This window comes from Pedobacter sp. AC163 (assembly GCF_979258665.1).
In genome coordinates this window covers 1,283,852-1,297,970 of record NZ_OZ409872.1, presented here as the reverse complement: position 1 = coordinate 1,297,970, position 14,119 = coordinate 1,283,852, and the positions used below count along the sequence as shown (strand labels likewise).

The 14,119-nt window shown below is 36.0% G+C and carries 14 protein-coding genes and 1 tRNA gene; 9 read left to right on the top strand and 6 right to left on the bottom strand.

Translation table 11 applies throughout. The features are described from left to right. Positions 1-151: 151 nt before the first annotated feature. The 6 genes from ACZZZK_RS05430 (at position 152) to ACZZZK_RS05405 (ending at position 5,089) form a co-directional block, all read left to right on the top strand. A tRNA-Leu gene (locus ACZZZK_RS05430) sits at positions 152-233 on the top strand. A gap of 136 nt (positions 234-369) precedes the next feature. Beyond that, on the top strand, positions 370-1,722 hold the full coding sequence (gene tig, locus ACZZZK_RS05425; RefSeq protein ID WP_463483242.1) for a trigger factor: 1,353 nt from the start codon (positions 370-372) through the stop codon (positions 1,720-1,722). Positions 1,723-1,779: 57 nt separating this feature from the next. Further along, on the top strand, positions 1,780-2,142 hold the full coding sequence (locus ACZZZK_RS05420) for a four helix bundle protein (protein ID WP_463483241.1): 363 nt from the start codon (positions 1,780-1,782) through the stop codon (positions 2,140-2,142). Positions 2,143-2,201: 59 nt separating this feature from the next. After that, positions 2,202-2,909, top strand: coding sequence for an ATP-dependent Clp endopeptidase proteolytic subunit ClpP (gene clpP, locus ACZZZK_RS05415; protein WP_056849709.1), 708 nt, complete (start codon positions 2,202-2,204; stop codon positions 2,907-2,909). Next, on the top strand, positions 2,893-4,131 hold the full coding sequence (gene clpX, locus ACZZZK_RS05410) for an ATP-dependent Clp protease ATP-binding subunit ClpX (RefSeq protein WP_056849710.1): 1,239 nt from the start codon (positions 2,893-2,895) through the stop codon (positions 4,129-4,131). The genes clpP and clpX overlap by 17 nt, the downstream gene beginning before the upstream one ends. Positions 4,132-4,225: 94 nt before the next feature. Beyond that, positions 4,226-5,089, top strand: a complete 864-nt coding sequence (locus ACZZZK_RS05405) for an AMP nucleosidase (RefSeq protein WP_265797650.1) — start codon at positions 4,226-4,228, stop codon at positions 5,087-5,089. Between the two features lie 489 nt (positions 5,090-5,578). Here the strand turns inward: ACZZZK_RS05405 and ACZZZK_RS05400 are convergent, their stop codons facing one another. Continuing rightward, entirely contained in the window at positions 5,579-6,439 is an 861-nt protein-coding gene (locus tag ACZZZK_RS05400) for a sigma-70 family RNA polymerase sigma factor (protein ID WP_010601359.1), read from the bottom strand. Positions 6,440-7,229: 790 nt separating this feature from the next. Here ACZZZK_RS05400 and ACZZZK_RS05395 point away from each other — a divergent pair. The 3 genes from ACZZZK_RS05395 to ACZZZK_RS05385 are packed head-to-tail and all read left to right on the top strand — an operon-like array spanning position 7,230 to position 8,603. Then, positions 7,230-7,745, top strand: a complete 516-nt coding sequence (locus ACZZZK_RS05395) for a DUF2975 domain-containing protein (RefSeq protein ID WP_463483240.1) — start codon at positions 7,230-7,232, stop codon at positions 7,743-7,745. 2 nt (positions 7,746-7,747) lie between these two features. Next, positions 7,748-8,386, top strand: a complete 639-nt coding sequence (locus tag ACZZZK_RS05390) for a DUF2975 domain-containing protein (RefSeq protein WP_463483239.1) — start codon at positions 7,748-7,750, stop codon at positions 8,384-8,386. A gap of 10 nt (positions 8,387-8,396) precedes the next feature. Next, positions 8,397-8,603, top strand: a complete 207-nt coding sequence (locus ACZZZK_RS05385; RefSeq protein ID WP_056849713.1) for a helix-turn-helix domain-containing protein — start codon at positions 8,397-8,399, stop codon at positions 8,601-8,603. Between the two features lie 404 nt (positions 8,604-9,007). On the opposite strand, the gene sucC is transcribed toward ACZZZK_RS05385, so the two are convergent. The 5 genes from sucC to ACZZZK_RS05360 form a co-directional block, all read right to left on the bottom strand. Then, positions 9,008-10,207: an ADP-forming succinate--CoA ligase subunit beta gene (sucC, locus tag ACZZZK_RS05380; protein WP_463483238.1), complete on the bottom strand. Its 1,200-nt coding sequence runs from the start codon at positions 10,205-10,207 to the stop codon at positions 9,008-9,010. Positions 10,208-10,473: 266 nt separating this feature from the next. Beyond that, on the bottom strand, positions 10,474-11,181 hold the full coding sequence (locus ACZZZK_RS05375) for a hypothetical protein (protein WP_463483237.1): 708 nt from the start codon (positions 11,179-11,181) through the stop codon (positions 10,474-10,476). 63 nt (positions 11,182-11,244) lie between these two features. Next, positions 11,245-11,553: a hypothetical protein gene (locus ACZZZK_RS05370; protein ID WP_463483236.1), complete on the bottom strand. Its 309-nt coding sequence runs from the start codon at positions 11,551-11,553 to the stop codon at positions 11,245-11,247. A 76-nt stretch (positions 11,554-11,629) separates the two neighbouring features. Beyond that, positions 11,630-12,409, bottom strand: a complete 780-nt coding sequence (locus tag ACZZZK_RS05365) for a ferritin-like domain-containing protein (protein WP_463483235.1) — start codon at positions 12,407-12,409, stop codon at positions 11,630-11,632. Between the two features lie 124 nt (positions 12,410-12,533). Then, the gene (locus ACZZZK_RS05360; protein ID WP_463483234.1) at positions 12,534-14,117 is read right to left on the bottom strand and encodes a DUF4153 domain-containing protein; all 1,584 of its coding nucleotides are present in this window, start codon (positions 14,115-14,117) and stop codon (positions 12,534-12,536) included. Positions 14,118-14,119: the final 2 nt, after the last annotated feature.

Here is a 14,119-nt window from a genome sequence, read left to right as displayed (position 1 = left end):
TGAAGATAATAATTAATATTATTTTGAAATTTTTGTCGTTCAGAATTAGCGACTTAGCTTTTTTAATAAAAAATAATAGATAAAAACTGGTGCATACCTTTTGATTATTCAATCTAGTTTCTATCTTTGCAGTCCTTAATACATCCTAACTGCGGAAGTGGCGTAATTGGTAGCCGCACCAGACTTAGGATCTGGCGCTTCACGGCGTGGGGGTTCGAGTCCCTTCTTCCGCACAACAAGATAAAGGCCGTTTCGATTTAAACATCGGAACGGTTTTGTTTTTAAAAACATTGATTAATAACAACGGGGGTGATTTGCGAACACTAAGCTTGTCTCACATCTCACTTCTAAATACTCATATCTCTAAAAATGAATATTACACAGGAAAAAACCGGCAACTTAAATGCTGTTGTAAAAATCAAAATCGCACCTGCTGATTATAGTCCGAAAGTAGAAAAAGCTATTAAAGATCAGGCTAAAAAAGCACAACTACCTGGTTTCCGTAAGGGAATGGTTCCTGCTGCTCATATTAAGAAAATGTATGGCAAAAGCATTTTAGTGGAAGAGATCAATAACTTATTAAATGATACGTTATCAAACTACATTGCTGAGCAAAAATTAGAAATTTTAGGTCAGCCATTGCCTCAAATGGATAACGAACGCGATTTTAAATGGGATAATACCGATGAATTCGAGTTCGATTACGAATTGGGTTTAGCGCCAGCGTTTGATGTTAATGTTTCTTCTAAAGATAAATTTACACAGTATGTAGTTAAAGCTGATCAGGAGACTTTAGAGAGCCGTATCAAAAACATCCGTCGCAGCTATGGTAAAATGACAAACCCGGAAGTTGCTGAAGAAGGTGATGTTTTATATGCTGAATTAGTTCAGTTAGGTGCAGATGGTTCTATTTTCGAAGGTGGCATCACAAATACTGCAACTATCCGTTTAGATTTAATCTCGGATAAAAAAGTTCTTAAATCGTTAGTGGGTTTAAAAAAGGATGATGTAGTAACAATCGATGTTCAAAAAACATTTGAAGATAAAGCGGCGATTGCTAAAGCACTAAATATTTCTGAAGAGGATGCAGCAGATTTAAAATCGAACTTCCAGTTGACAGTAAAAAATGTTAACCGTTTAGAAGAATCAGATTTAAATCAGGAATTTTTCGATAAAGTATTTGGCGAAGGCACAGTAACAGATGAAGCTGGCTTCAGAGCAAAAATTCAGGAAGAAGTAGAAAGTATGTTTACACAAGATGCCGAACGTAAATTATCAAACGATATTTACGAAGCACTTTTACAAAAACATGCTTTCGATTTACCGGATGATTTCTTACGTCGTTGGTTAAAAGCAACAAACGAAAAATTAACCGACGAAGAATTAGCAGAAGGTTATGATGATTTCGCTAAAAACCTTAAATGGACATTAATCGAAAACAAAATCATCAAAGATAACAGTATCGAAATTAAATATGAAGATGTTGTTGCAGCGGCTAAAGCGAAGTTAGATGCTCAATTTAGAATGTATAGCCCAAGCCCACTTCCAGAAGATCAATTGGCGCAATACGCTGTTCAATTTTTACAAGATAAAGAAAATGCGAACCGCACTTTCGAAGAAGTTAAAGCAGCTAAAACTTTCGAACAAATTAAAACTATCGTAACCTTGGATCAAAAAGAAATTGATTACGATAAGTTTGTAGAGTTGGATAAGAAGGACTAGCGTTAGGCGATTAGCGATAGGCGTTCAAAATGATTGATCGATTGCTTATATTTAGCGATGGCTCAACTTAAATTTCAATCGCTCGAAGTTTGGCAGTTATCTATCGAACTAACTGATAAATTACTTGATATAGCTGACCGATTGTCAGTCGATAAAAAATATAGATTTGCAGAGCAGCTCAATGGGGCTGCTCTTAGCATATCCAATAATATTGCCGAAGGTTCTGGTTCCATTTCAAACAAGGAATTTGCTCATTATCTGAATATTGCGCATAGATCTGCGTTTGAAAATGCTAATATTTTGGTGGTATTGGAAAGGAGAAAATATATTTCTGACATTGAACTGCTTTATTATCTCGAAGAATTAGATAAATTGGCACGGAAATTAACCAACTTCAGAAAATATTTGTTAAAATTATAATCCGGTTTGGCTTTCGTTAATCAACGCTCAACGCCAAACTCTAAACGCAATACAATATTATGAACATAGATTCACAAGAATTCAGAAAATTTGCCGTTAAACATCAGGGGATTGGCGGTTTACACGTAGATAAATTTATTGCACAGGCGAACATGAATCCACAGAACATGACGCCTTACATTATTGAAGAACGTCAGTTGAACGTAGCTCAAATGGACGTTTTTTCAAGGTTGATGATGGATCGTATTATCTTTTTAGGTGATGCAATCTACGATCAGAATGCTAATATTATTCAAGCTCAGTTATTGTTTTTGCAATCAACAGATGCTGATAGAGACATTCAGATTTACATCAATTCACCAGGTGGTTCGGTATATGCAGGTTTAGGTATTTATGATACCATGCAATACATTCAGCCAGATGTGGCTACAATTTGTACAGGTATGGCGGCATCAATGGGCGCTGTATTATTGGTTGCAGGAGCTAAAGGTAAACGTGCTGCGTTACCTCACTCAAGAGTAATGATTCACCAGCCATCAGGTGGTGCACAAGGTGTTGCATCTGATATGGAGATCAACTTGAGAGAAATGTTAAAATTGAAAAAAGAATTATACGATATTATTTCACAGCACTCTGGCCAAAGTTATGATTGGGTAGAGAAAGCTTCAGATCGCGATTACTGGATGACTGCCGATGAGGCAAAAGGATTTGGTATGGTTGATGAAGTTTTATCGAGAAACTCAAAAAAAGATGGCGAAACAAAATAAAGAATCCCGTTGCTCATTCTGCCATTCTGGCAAGCATGAAACTTTGATGTTAATTGAAGGCATGGATGCATTTATCTGCGATAAGTGCGTTACTCAGGCCAATCAACTGCTTGCACAGGAATTAGGAACCAAAAACACTAAAAATATCCAGGCTGCCATTTCTTTACTTAAACCGTTAGAAATAAAGCAGCATCTGGATCAATATGTAATTGGTCAGGATGATGCTAAGAAAGTGCTTTCAGTTGCAGTTTACAACCATTACAAGCGTTTAAATCAAAAAGTTGATAAAGACGAGATTGAGATTGAGAAATCGAATATCATGCTGGTAGGTGAAACAGGTACTGGTAAAACCCTTTTGGCTAAAACCATTGCGAAAATTCTGCACGTACCATTTTGTATTTGCGATGCAACGGTTTTAACGGAAGCAGGTTATGTAGGAGAGGATGTTGAAAGTATTTTGACACGTTTACTTCAAGCTGCTGATTACGATGTTGCTGCCGCAGAACGTGGCATTGTATATATTGATGAAGTGGATAAGGTTGCCCGTAAAAGCGATAACCCTTCAATCACTCGTGATGTATCAGGCGAAGGTGTTCAGCAGGCATTACTGAAAATTTTGGAAGGTACGGTCGTAAATGTTCCACCTCAAGGCGGACGAAAACACCCCGATCAGAAAATGATTCCTGTAAATACTAATAACATTCTGTTTATCTGCGGAGGTGCTTTTGATGGTATTGAACGTAAAATTGCAAATCGTTTGCGTACGCAGGCTGTTGGTTATAAAGTGAAGAAAGATGAGACCGTTTTAGATCTTAAAAACCTTTACAAGTATATCACACCTCAGGATTTAAAATCTTTTGGATTAATTCCAGAGTTAATTGGTCGTATTCCAGTTCTTTCGCATTTGAATCCGTTGGATAAAGAATCGCTGCGCAATATTTTAACAGCACCTAAAAACTCATTAATTAAGCAATATGTTAAGCTTTTTGCTTATGAAGATGTTAACTTAGTTTTTGAAGATGATGTTTTGGATTTTGTTGTCGACAAGGCAATGGAGTACAAACTGGGCGCTCGTGGTTTGAGATCGATTTGTGAAGCGATTATGTTGGATGCCATGTTCGACACGCCGACGCAAACGGATGTCAAGGAGTTGCACATCACGCTCGATTATGCGATAGAAAAATTTGAAAAGGCCGACTTTAAGAAGTTACAAGCCGCATAAAAATTCAAATCCTTCCCGAGCATCGGGAGGGATTTTTTTTAATATAATATTTATTAACGCTAAGCGCCAAGCGCTTTGCTCAAAGCCTTAAAATATGAATGAAGAAAAAGACGTAAAAAAAGACGAAGCCATAGTGGAGAAAGCCAAAAAGGTTAAAGAGGTTGAAAGTCCTGTTAAATCTGGTTTAAAATCGAAAGATGAAATTGTTAAAAATTGGTTGCCAAGATACACCGGCCGACCGCTGGATCAATTTGGTGATTACATTTTGTTAACTAACTTTAGTAAGTATGTGAGCATGTTTTCGGAGTGGAACGACAATGCCCCAATTATGGGTTTGGATAAGCCTATGCAAAGTGTTACTGCAAATGGAATTACCATTATCAACTTCGGCATGGGTAGTCCGCTTGCAGCAACTATGATGGATTTGTTGACAGCGATAAAGCCAAAAGCAGTTTTGTTTTTAGGTAAGTGTGGTGGCTTAAAGAAGAAGAACCAATTAGGCGATTTAATTTTGCCAATCGCAGCAATTAGGGGAGAAGGAACCTCAAACGATTACCTTCCTGCAGAAGTGCCGGCATTGCCAGCGTTCGCATTGCAGAAAGCAATCTCTACAACTATCCGTGATCATGGTAGAGATTACTGGACCGGAACTTGTTACACTACAAACAGAAGGGTTTGGGAGCACGACAAAGAATTTAAAAAGTATCTCAAAACTTTAAGGGCGATGGCAGTTGATATGGAAACAGCAACGGTATTTACTACTGCCTTTGCAAACAAAATTCCAGCAGGAGCATTGTTATTGGTTTCAGACCAGCCAATGATTCCAGAGGGTGTTAAAACTGCAGAAAGTGATAGTGCTGTAACGGAGAAGTATGTCGAAACCCATTTAAGAATTGGAATTGATTCTTTAAAGCAACTCATAAATAATGGACTTACAGTTAAACATTTGTTGTTTTAACAATTTGTCGTGATTGCGAGGAACGAAGAAATCTAGGAAGAAAAAACATATCAATTTAAGATCGGTTTACCGATCTTTTTTTATGTGCTAGCTGACCACATCGCCAGGACTACTTGAAATATCAGCGATCGCTTTAGGATTCCCACTTGCCTGGGACTGACGGGCTTAAATGTTCGAAGTTTTTGATATCATCGCTCGTCTTTGCGAGAAGGTACGACGAAGCAATCTCATTCGAGTATTATATCGCAGAAGTGAGATTGCCACGAAACGATGAAGAATCGTTTCTCGCAATGACGAGAGAGGGTTCGGAAAGCGCAAGATTGCCTTTTTGTTGTAAAATACAACTTCCTGCTGCCTTGCTGGGAAACGCGATAGTGGCTTATAGCTAAGTTGATATAAGCATAATTTTCTTTGAAAATTTAGCGCATAAAAAAAGACCGACGAATTTGTCGGTCCCTAGATATTACTGTTATAACAAAAGTTATAATTTTAGCCCAAATAAGATTTTAAGATTTTACTTCTTGAAGTATGACGTAAGCGTTGTAGTGCCTTATCCTTAATCTGACGAACACGCTCACGGGTTAAGTTAAATTTTTCACCAATCTCTTCTAATGAAAGCGGATGGTTTGAACCTAAACCAAAGAATAACACGATGATTTCTCTTTCTCTTTCAGTTAAAGTAGATAAAGAACGTTTAATTTCTTCTGATAATGATTCGTTAATTAATGAACTATCCGTGTTCGGCTCATGGTTTTCCAACACATCTAACAATGTATTTTCTTCACCTTGAACGAATGGAGCATCCATTGAAACGTGACGGCCGGAGTTACTTAAAGTATCCGAAATTTTATCAACAGTAGTCTCTAAAATATCTGCCAATTCTTCTGGCGATGGCTCACGCTCATATTCTTGCTCTAGTTTAGAGAAAGCCTTGCTGATTTTACTTAATGAACCAACTTGGTTTAAAGGTAAACGTACAATACGGCTTTGCTCTGCAATAGCTTGCAAAATTGATTGACGGATCCACCAAACGGCATAGGAAATGAACTTGAAACCTTTAGTTTCATCAAAACGTTTTGCCGCTTTAATTAAACCTAAGTTACCTTCATTAATTAAATCGCCTAAAGTTAAACCTTGATTTTGATATTGTTTTGCAACAGATACTACGAAACGTAAATTGGTCTTAGTTAATCGCTCTAATGCAGCTTGATCGCCTTCACGAATCTTTCTTGCTAAAATTACCTCTTCCTCTGCTGTTATTAAATCTACTTTACCAATTTCGTGTAGGTACTTATCTAACGACTGACTTTCACGGTTGGTAATGGATTGCGTTATCTTGAGTTGTCTCATTTATACGTTTTGTGTGCTCTTTAATTGTTGAAGTGTGCAAAGTTACGAAATTGTATAGCAATCCGAAAGGATAAAATACTGAAAATGTTGCTGTTTGCACACGTTTTTTATAGTTTTACTTATAACAAAAATCATTCCAATAAAGTTTTTGTCAGTAATTACTAACACTATCTTAGTATCATTGATTTGCATATATTATTTATTGTAAATCAATAAATATATTTTGTTTTGTAATAATTTATTTTTTATGTTTGATAAGTAAATTATTGAAAATATATGACGATTATAAAATCCTTATCTCAGGGGATGAAACCGAAAAGTACTGGTAGGTTCACGGTTTTTGGTATAAGAGCATTTATTGGTATACTGGAAATGTCTACGATTCTCTACCTTTTTAATTTTTTTGATTCAAGAATTTCGAATGATTACAAATTTATTATGGTTTATTGTCAACCGCATTTTACATCCTTTTCTTTGTCCTTTTGAGCTGGTACATTAAAATTTCTACTAGTGATGATTCAAATAGCCAAAGAATCAAATGGCTCATCATTGTTCAGTGGATCTCAATTTCTATTAGTGTCACTTTGATTTATATTAGTGCTCAAATAAACACTGTGGTATGGCCAGAAGTTATAGTGGAAAAAGTTTTATACTTATTCAATACAGTATGGCCTAATCTTTTCGTTCCGAACCTAAGTTTTATCATTATAACCAATATGATCTTTTACACTACAGCTATATTAAGAAGAAATAGGGATTTAAAACAAGAAAACGATTTAACGATATGATTATGAAAATAGATAAACAAATAACCATTATAAAAACAGCGTATGTTATATTGTTAGCTGTTGTGATTCTTTTGAGTGTTAGTGATGCCTCTAAGGGATTTTTAGAGGGTTGGCAAGGTGTTCCTTCGAATAAATCTGGTAGCATTATAGCTGGCGAACTTAGTGTGTTTCTTCAACTTTTGTCAGGAGTATTCGTGTTAACTAGTGCTTATTTAGGATCAAGAATTATTGCGATGCTTTATGCATTTATCAATTCGGCAAAGAGTGATAATGTTTTTAACGTTATAAATTATAAAAGACTTTTGTCGATGGGCATTAACTCAATGATAACTTCGTTTTTGGTTTATTTCTATAATTTAATCGGATTATATGCTAAAGATGGTGTGTTTAAAATCGATACTATCAGAGAGGCAGACTTTAATTTTTGGTTATTTGTATTTGGCCTAACGTTAATAACTATAGCTTTAGTGTTCAGAAAAGGAATTGAATTGAAACAAGAAAGCGATTTAACTATATAATTATGATAAATTCACGATCTCTATCTTTTTACAAATTTCTTATCGATTCCTCTTGGTATCTTGGCATCGCTATTTGTTGCGTTTGGGCTATCATGTGCTTTAAATCTGTTATTTCAGATGATAAAATACCGGGGGTAGACTTGGTGGAATTTGAATTGACTTTAAACGCCCCTCATCCAACTTTAACAACCCTAAGCGACACCTTTAGTTTCGAAATAAATAAACCTGCAAAAGTCACAGCAACTTTGTCTGACTTCAAAACACAGCAGTTAATTAATCCATTTGCATTGAGCTATTTTACCTTCGTTATTATCGGCCTAATATTTTCCTTTTATCAACTTAAACAAATTAAAGACTTGATTAATGATGTTATCAAAGGGGAAATTTTCACGACTGAAAATATTAATCGTTTGAAGAAATTTGGCATCGTTGAATTGCTTTATATTCCGATAAGCATTCTGTATTATTATTTAACATCTTATATATTCGAGCACTCCACAATTTTTAATCACGATTTAAAAGTTTCGATGGATGGGAAGGAACTTGGGCAATTTTTAATGCATGGATTGGAATATTTAATTTTCGCTGGGATATTTGCATTTGGTCTTAAACTTAAACAAGAAAACGATTTAACCATCTAAATTATATTCAATGCCAATTATTATAAATTTAGATGTAATGCTTGCTCGTCGCAAAATGTCGCTTACCGAATTAAGTGAACGCGTTGGGATTACGATGTCCAATTTATCCATCTTAAAAACTGGTAAAGCAAAGGCAGTTCGGTTGGAAACCCTGGAAGCTATCTGCAAGGTTCTGGATTGCCAGCCAGGAGATATTTTAGAATTCAGAGCTAATTAGCTTACGAGGTTTAAAAGGATTGAATTCGAAGGAAGGACTTCGTCGGTTTTTGGCGGTTCAATTTTATTTGCCACGGAAACACGAAAGACGGAAAATGCAATGAGTTTCAAAATTTCGTTTCTTGAAATGAATTATATTAAATAAACCTAAGGGATAGAATGGATGCCGATTTTTTTATCGGCAGGAAGGATAGCAGGACTTTCGGAACCGAAGCACATAGAAACCTGATTTACAGAAAAAAGCAAATGAGATTGCCACACTCGATGAAAAATTGGCTTCGCAATGATGGCAATTTTGGAAACAAAAAAACCTTCCAGTTTGCACTGAAAGGTTTTTTATTATTCAACAAGCTTTGAGTTTTAGTCTTTCAACTTTTAACTCTCAACTTTCAACTTTCAACTTTTTTATGCTTGTTCAGCCAAAACTTTAGTTACTAAATCTGCAGCTTCTTTTAAAGCGATTGCAGAGTAAACTTTAAGTCCTGATTCATCGATTAATTTCTTAGCTTCTTCTGCGTTTGTACCTTGTAAACGGCAAATGATTGGCACAGGAATATTTCCGATCTCTTGGTAAGCATCGATAACACCTTGCGCAACTCGGTCGCAACGAACAATACCACCGAAAATGTTAATTAAGATAGCTTTAACGTTAGGGTCTTTTAAAATGATGTTAAAAGCCGCTTTAACGGTTTGTGCATTTGCAGTCCCACCAACGTCTAAGAAGTTAGCAGGTTCACCACCAGCCAATTTAATAATATCCATTGTCGCCATTGCCAAACCAGCACCATTAACCATACAGCCTACGTTACCATCAAGGTTAACGAAGTTTAGGTTAGAAGCACTTGCTTCAACTTCCATCGGATCTTCTTCAGCCGTATCACGCATTGCTGCATAATCTGGGTGACGGTATAATGCATTTTCGTCAATATCAACCTTAGCATCAACAGCGATCACTTTATCATCAGAAGTTTTTAACACTGGGTTAATTTCAAACATCGATGAATCGGTAGTATCGTACGCTTTATATAAAGCAGTTACAAATTTAACCATCTCTTTGTGTGCAGCGCCGCTTAAACCTAAGTTAAAAGCTACTTTGCGAGCCTGGAAGCCTTGTAAACCAACTTTAGGGTCGATTTCTTCTTTAAAAATTAAGTGTGGAGTATGCTCAGCAACTTCTTCGATATCCATACCGCCTTCAGTACTGTACATAATAATATTGCGACCTTTTGCACGATCTAACAATACTGAAATATAATATTCTTTAGTTTCAGAAGCACCTGGATAATAAACATCCTGAGCGACTAAAATTTTACTCACCAATTTACCTTCTGGTCCGGTTTGAGGGGTAACCAATTGCATACCAAGGATATCGGTTGCACGTTGTTTCACTTCGTCAAGGTTTTTGGCTAATTTAACGCCTCCTCCTTTACCGCGACCACCTGCGTGAATTTGCGCTTTAATTACAACCCAATCAGAGTTATAATCAGTTTTCAGTTGCTTAGCAGCCTCAACAGCTTGCTCTGGAGTGTCGGCAACAATTCCTTCTTGAACGTTAACACCGAAACTTTTTAATATTTGTTTACCCTGGTATTCGTGAATATTCATTTGCTACAAAATTTGCCCAAAGCTACAATTTCAAACCCTTTAAACAAATAGATATTTCCGTTTTTTTGTAGAAAATGAACGTTTTATGTTAATCCGGAAAAGTAGTCTTGCCCATGCTGCAATTTTTTAAACTTGTAGAGTATACAGCTTTCTTTCCAATTTGATATTAAAGTTGTCAACTCTTAAAAAGAATCAAAAGTATTCCCGCTTTTCAAAGGATTTATCCAACTGCGGCTAGCGTTTTTGGATTGGGTCGCTTGCAAATTTTATAAGACCTTTTTAGCGAGTTCTTTTACCTCATTTCTAAAAGCGGTATCGAACACAGGTTTGGCTGGAGCTCCGGTTTTAAGGCTGTATACGAAATACTCCATCTCATCTTTGTCATCAAAAATCTTATCACCATTTGTATCCTTTATCAGATCCATTAAGATTAAATCATGCTTTTCATCAATTTTCCAATTCTGTATAGAATAATTTTCAGGAGAAATTTGAACAAAGGTTTTGCCTTCCAAGCTGGATAAAAACAAGTTTCTAGGGTCTGCAGATGTTAACTTTTTGTCACCGTCAAAATCAGCATTGGTAACCTCGTAATAGATAAAATTATTCGCTAGTAAAGCGGATTGGTTTGGGTTTTTATCTGGGTTACCAACATTAAAACTGTTGATTATCAGTTTCTCACGGGTTAATAATTCACTTTTGCCCGATATCACGTTATAAAATGCTAAATTCCAATAGTTTATTCCTCCGTCGCGTTTGTAGCTATCAGATTGGCCATCATTTAACTGTAATGGATAAATAATCAGATCCTTATTTTCGATTATGATCGAAGAGCTATATTTTACCTTTGGCGCTTTTGGTTCTTCGCTGGTTCCTGATGGATTATCTACTTCTGTAGAAATTGTTCTTTCTTGATTTGAGCAGGATAACATTAATAAATTAATGGTGATGACTGCAATGAGCGTTATGGTTTTCATAATGTAGCTGGATTCTAATGATTCGAGAAAAATGGAAAAGTTTCTGGTTTATGCAATGTGGAATTAACTTCCAGCTATTGGCGACCCAAAAATACCGACAGCCATTTCTGCCCAAATTAAAAACAGTGCAATTAAAATTACCACCAAAGCAATGGTTCTGCTGGTGCCAGTTTTCATATTTCTAATCACCAGTTCGATGGCTAAACCTGTACTTAATAGCAATACGCCAGCGGCAACAAAGTCTGATAGTGTCCAATTTACTTCGTTGGTAAATTGCATTGCAACCAAGGGAATACATAAAATGAATGCGATCACGCTCAAAATAATTGTGATTCTTAACTTAAATGGGCTTACTGTTTCTTGATTTTTCATGATGTTATTTGTGTTAATTAATTTATACATTTTTAATATTTGTTGCAAGTGAAATCATTTGTCTGCTTAATGAGAACTATTGTACCGTTTGAATAATTTTTGGAGTTGGTTGATGACTGATATTTTCATAGCTCGAGCCATACAGGGTGCTTCTTCCAGCAACCTTCTTCAGCTTGAGTTTCATTTTGGAGAAATATTTATTGAAGTTCATTTTGCCGGCTTTGAACAATTTCTGATGCGCAAACCATACTACCAGACTTGTGCATATAAAGAAGCAGGAATAGGCATGATAGGCGATAAATTTCGAAATTGGGTTTTTGTTGCTAAAAATGATATAAAGTCTTTCCTTTTGAAAAGTGATGTGTGCTGCTTCATCAATTAAAATATCGGTACAAATTTGTTTTAATAGTGTACAGTTTGTCGCATCTTTCAATGCCTGATAGAAAATCTGCGCAGCGCTTTCAACAGTTATGACAGCAATCGTCCACAGCTCCATATTTGTATTATAATATCTTATTTTTCTAAATAAGCTATCGCCCCAATCTTTTTTAATTCTGGGCGCTTCAATTAGGTCAAGATATTTTCCTAGGTTGTTCCCGTGTTTTTGTTCTTCTTTAATAAATAATTTAACAGCAATAGGATAGTGGAGGTCATTAATTTCGGAGGCATATTTCTGTGCTGCGTGTTGTAAATGTTCACCTTCCGAAGTTTCTCCTAGTTGCCAAGCCTGTAATGATTTCAAAATGTTGCTCCTTTCCAGGTCTGTCAGTATTGGTTTTAACTGCCAATCAACCCGGCAAAAAGCTGCGTTTTTAGTGAAATAATCAGTCCAATATTGTGATGAATGAATTTGCATGGTATTTATTTTGTATTTGGTTCATTAATATGCATTTCAATTGTACTTTCTATAAAGTTGGCTAAAGCAAACCATGCTAATGATGCCAGAGCTAGAAGCATAATTATAATTTTGTAATGCCTTTTCATCTTTCTATTCCAAAATATTTTGCCGTATTCCAATCCTGCAAATTCCATGAAAGCCAGCTAACCCCTTTGTATCGCTCTTTAAAAAAACCTATTCGTTGATCAAGCTTTAATTGAAGTTGATCATTTGTAGCACCAATGAGAATTGTACCTTTAGGCGCAAGGCTTCCGAAATTTCCGTCGGCTAAATCAAGTTCCCTTCTGTGCTGATCAATTGTTGGAAGCGTTTTATCTGATAAGGAAAGTAAATAATCCGAATCGAATGCGATGGTTTCTCTGTGCGCTAAATTGTATTTTACAATAACAACATCCCAATTCACCATTGTGAAAACCAATAATAGGAGATACCAAATATTTCCATTGATCTTTAGCAGATAGAAGAATGTTTTTTGCTTGGCTATTTTCAAATAAACAGTGCTTAAGCCCACTAGGCAGAGTGTGGCAAATACAATTACGCCTATACGTTTATAAGTGAGACCATAAACTTCAATATAATGCGCATCTCTAATGAAAACAGAAATAATTAATAGAAAATTCTGGATCATCCACGCAAATGCCAAAATTTTTAACGTTCTGCTTTTTGAATAGAAGTTTAAATTTCCTCTAAAAAAGTAAACAATAATGGCCATTGCTAAAATGATACTGAAGATGAGGGCGGTTGTGCCATCGTGTAATTCGGCGGCATAGTTCGTTTCGGCCAATTGCTTCCCTTTACCAAGCCATAACCACCAAATATCGATTCCATTTAGCATCAGTAATAAAAAGTTTAAAGCAACAAAAGAAATCACCGCGACAATGTATTCGGTTTTCAGCGCCATTTTTTTTGAAATCACTCTACCCATAAACATTCCGGCAACCTCATTCCAAAGGCTTTTAATTCTGCTCTTAGTTTTATTTCGATGCAGATCTTCATTCAGATTCAATTCAATCTTTTCAAAAACACGATCGTAAAAGGTGATGAGTAATCCCCCGGTTAAGGCTAAGCCGAGACCAAAATGAATGAAGCGCTCGAAGCTTAAATCATTGAAAATAAAGCCAAATAAATCTGTTAATATCTTTGCAATGCTATCTCCAAGTTCGGAAGCATATTTTTCAAAAATTGCGTTAGCTCCACTGTAGATGCCGATGAAAATAAATACCATAATGATTGGCAGGATAATGTATTTTAATGGCCTTAGGAATGGTCTAAATTTGAAATTCCCGATTTGAAGATTGGATAGTCGCCTAAATGCGGTTGCAGGGATGGCAATAATTTGTAGTGCTGTGGCCATAAGTGCTACCCAAACCGATCTGATGCTTTGGTAGTGGGAAAAACCGACAAATAGTAAAAAACTGATATAGTATGTAGCAAGCGATAAATCGGAATTGTTAACCACCACCATAACTGCTGCAAGTAAATGGGCCATTGCGTAGAGTTTAAATTTCTTCGTTTTAGCAACCTCGCTGTTGAAGAAGGTAATGCCTAAGATAAATACGCTGTAAATGAGTAGGTTAAGTGCCAATCTTTCTGACCAAAACATCAAGTTAAATAGTATCCCTCCAATAAGGGTAGCGAGTAGGAGGTAATTAGATTTCGTTTTCATTT

Coding starts and splice junctions, on each gene's coding strand:
- tig (WP_463483242.1), top strand. CDS start 370: ATGAATATTACACAGGAAAAAACCGGCAACTTAAATGCTGTTGTAAAA.
- ACZZZK_RS05420 (WP_463483241.1), top strand. CDS start 1,780: ATGGCTCAACTTAAATTTCAATCGCTCGAAGTTTGGCAGTTATCTATC.
- clpP (WP_056849709.1), top strand. CDS start 2,202: ATGAACATAGATTCACAAGAATTCAGAAAATTTGCCGTTAAACATCAG.
- clpX (WP_056849710.1), top strand. CDS start 2,893: ATGGCGAAACAAAATAAAGAATCCCGTTGCTCATTCTGCCATTCTGGC.
- ACZZZK_RS05405 (WP_265797650.1), top strand. CDS start 4,226: ATGAATGAAGAAAAAGACGTAAAAAAAGACGAAGCCATAGTGGAGAAA.
- ACZZZK_RS05400 (WP_010601359.1), bottom strand. CDS start 6,439: ATGAGACAACTCAAGATAACGCAATCCATTACCAACCGTGAAAGTCAG.
- ACZZZK_RS05395 (WP_463483240.1), top strand. CDS start 7,230: ATGAAAATAGATAAACAAATAACCATTATAAAAACAGCGTATGTTATA.
- ACZZZK_RS05390 (WP_463483239.1), top strand. CDS start 7,748: ATGATAAATTCACGATCTCTATCTTTTTACAAATTTCTTATCGATTCC.
- ACZZZK_RS05385 (WP_056849713.1), top strand. CDS start 8,397: ATGCCAATTATTATAAATTTAGATGTAATGCTTGCTCGTCGCAAAATG.
- sucC (WP_463483238.1), bottom strand. CDS start 10,207: ATGAATATTCACGAATACCAGGGTAAACAAATATTAAAAAGTTTCGGT.
- ACZZZK_RS05375 (WP_463483237.1), bottom strand. CDS start 11,181: ATGAAAACCATAACGCTCATTGCAGTCATCACCATTAATTTATTAATG.
- ACZZZK_RS05370 (WP_463483236.1), bottom strand. CDS start 11,553: ATGAAAAATCAAGAAACAGTAAGCCCATTTAAGTTAAGAATCACAATT.
- ACZZZK_RS05365 (WP_463483235.1), bottom strand. CDS start 12,409: ATGCAAATTCATTCATCACAATATTGGACTGATTATTTCACTAAAAAC.
- ACZZZK_RS05360 (WP_463483234.1), bottom strand. CDS start 14,117: ATGAAAACGAAATCTAATTACCTCCTACTCGCTACCCTTATTGGAGGG.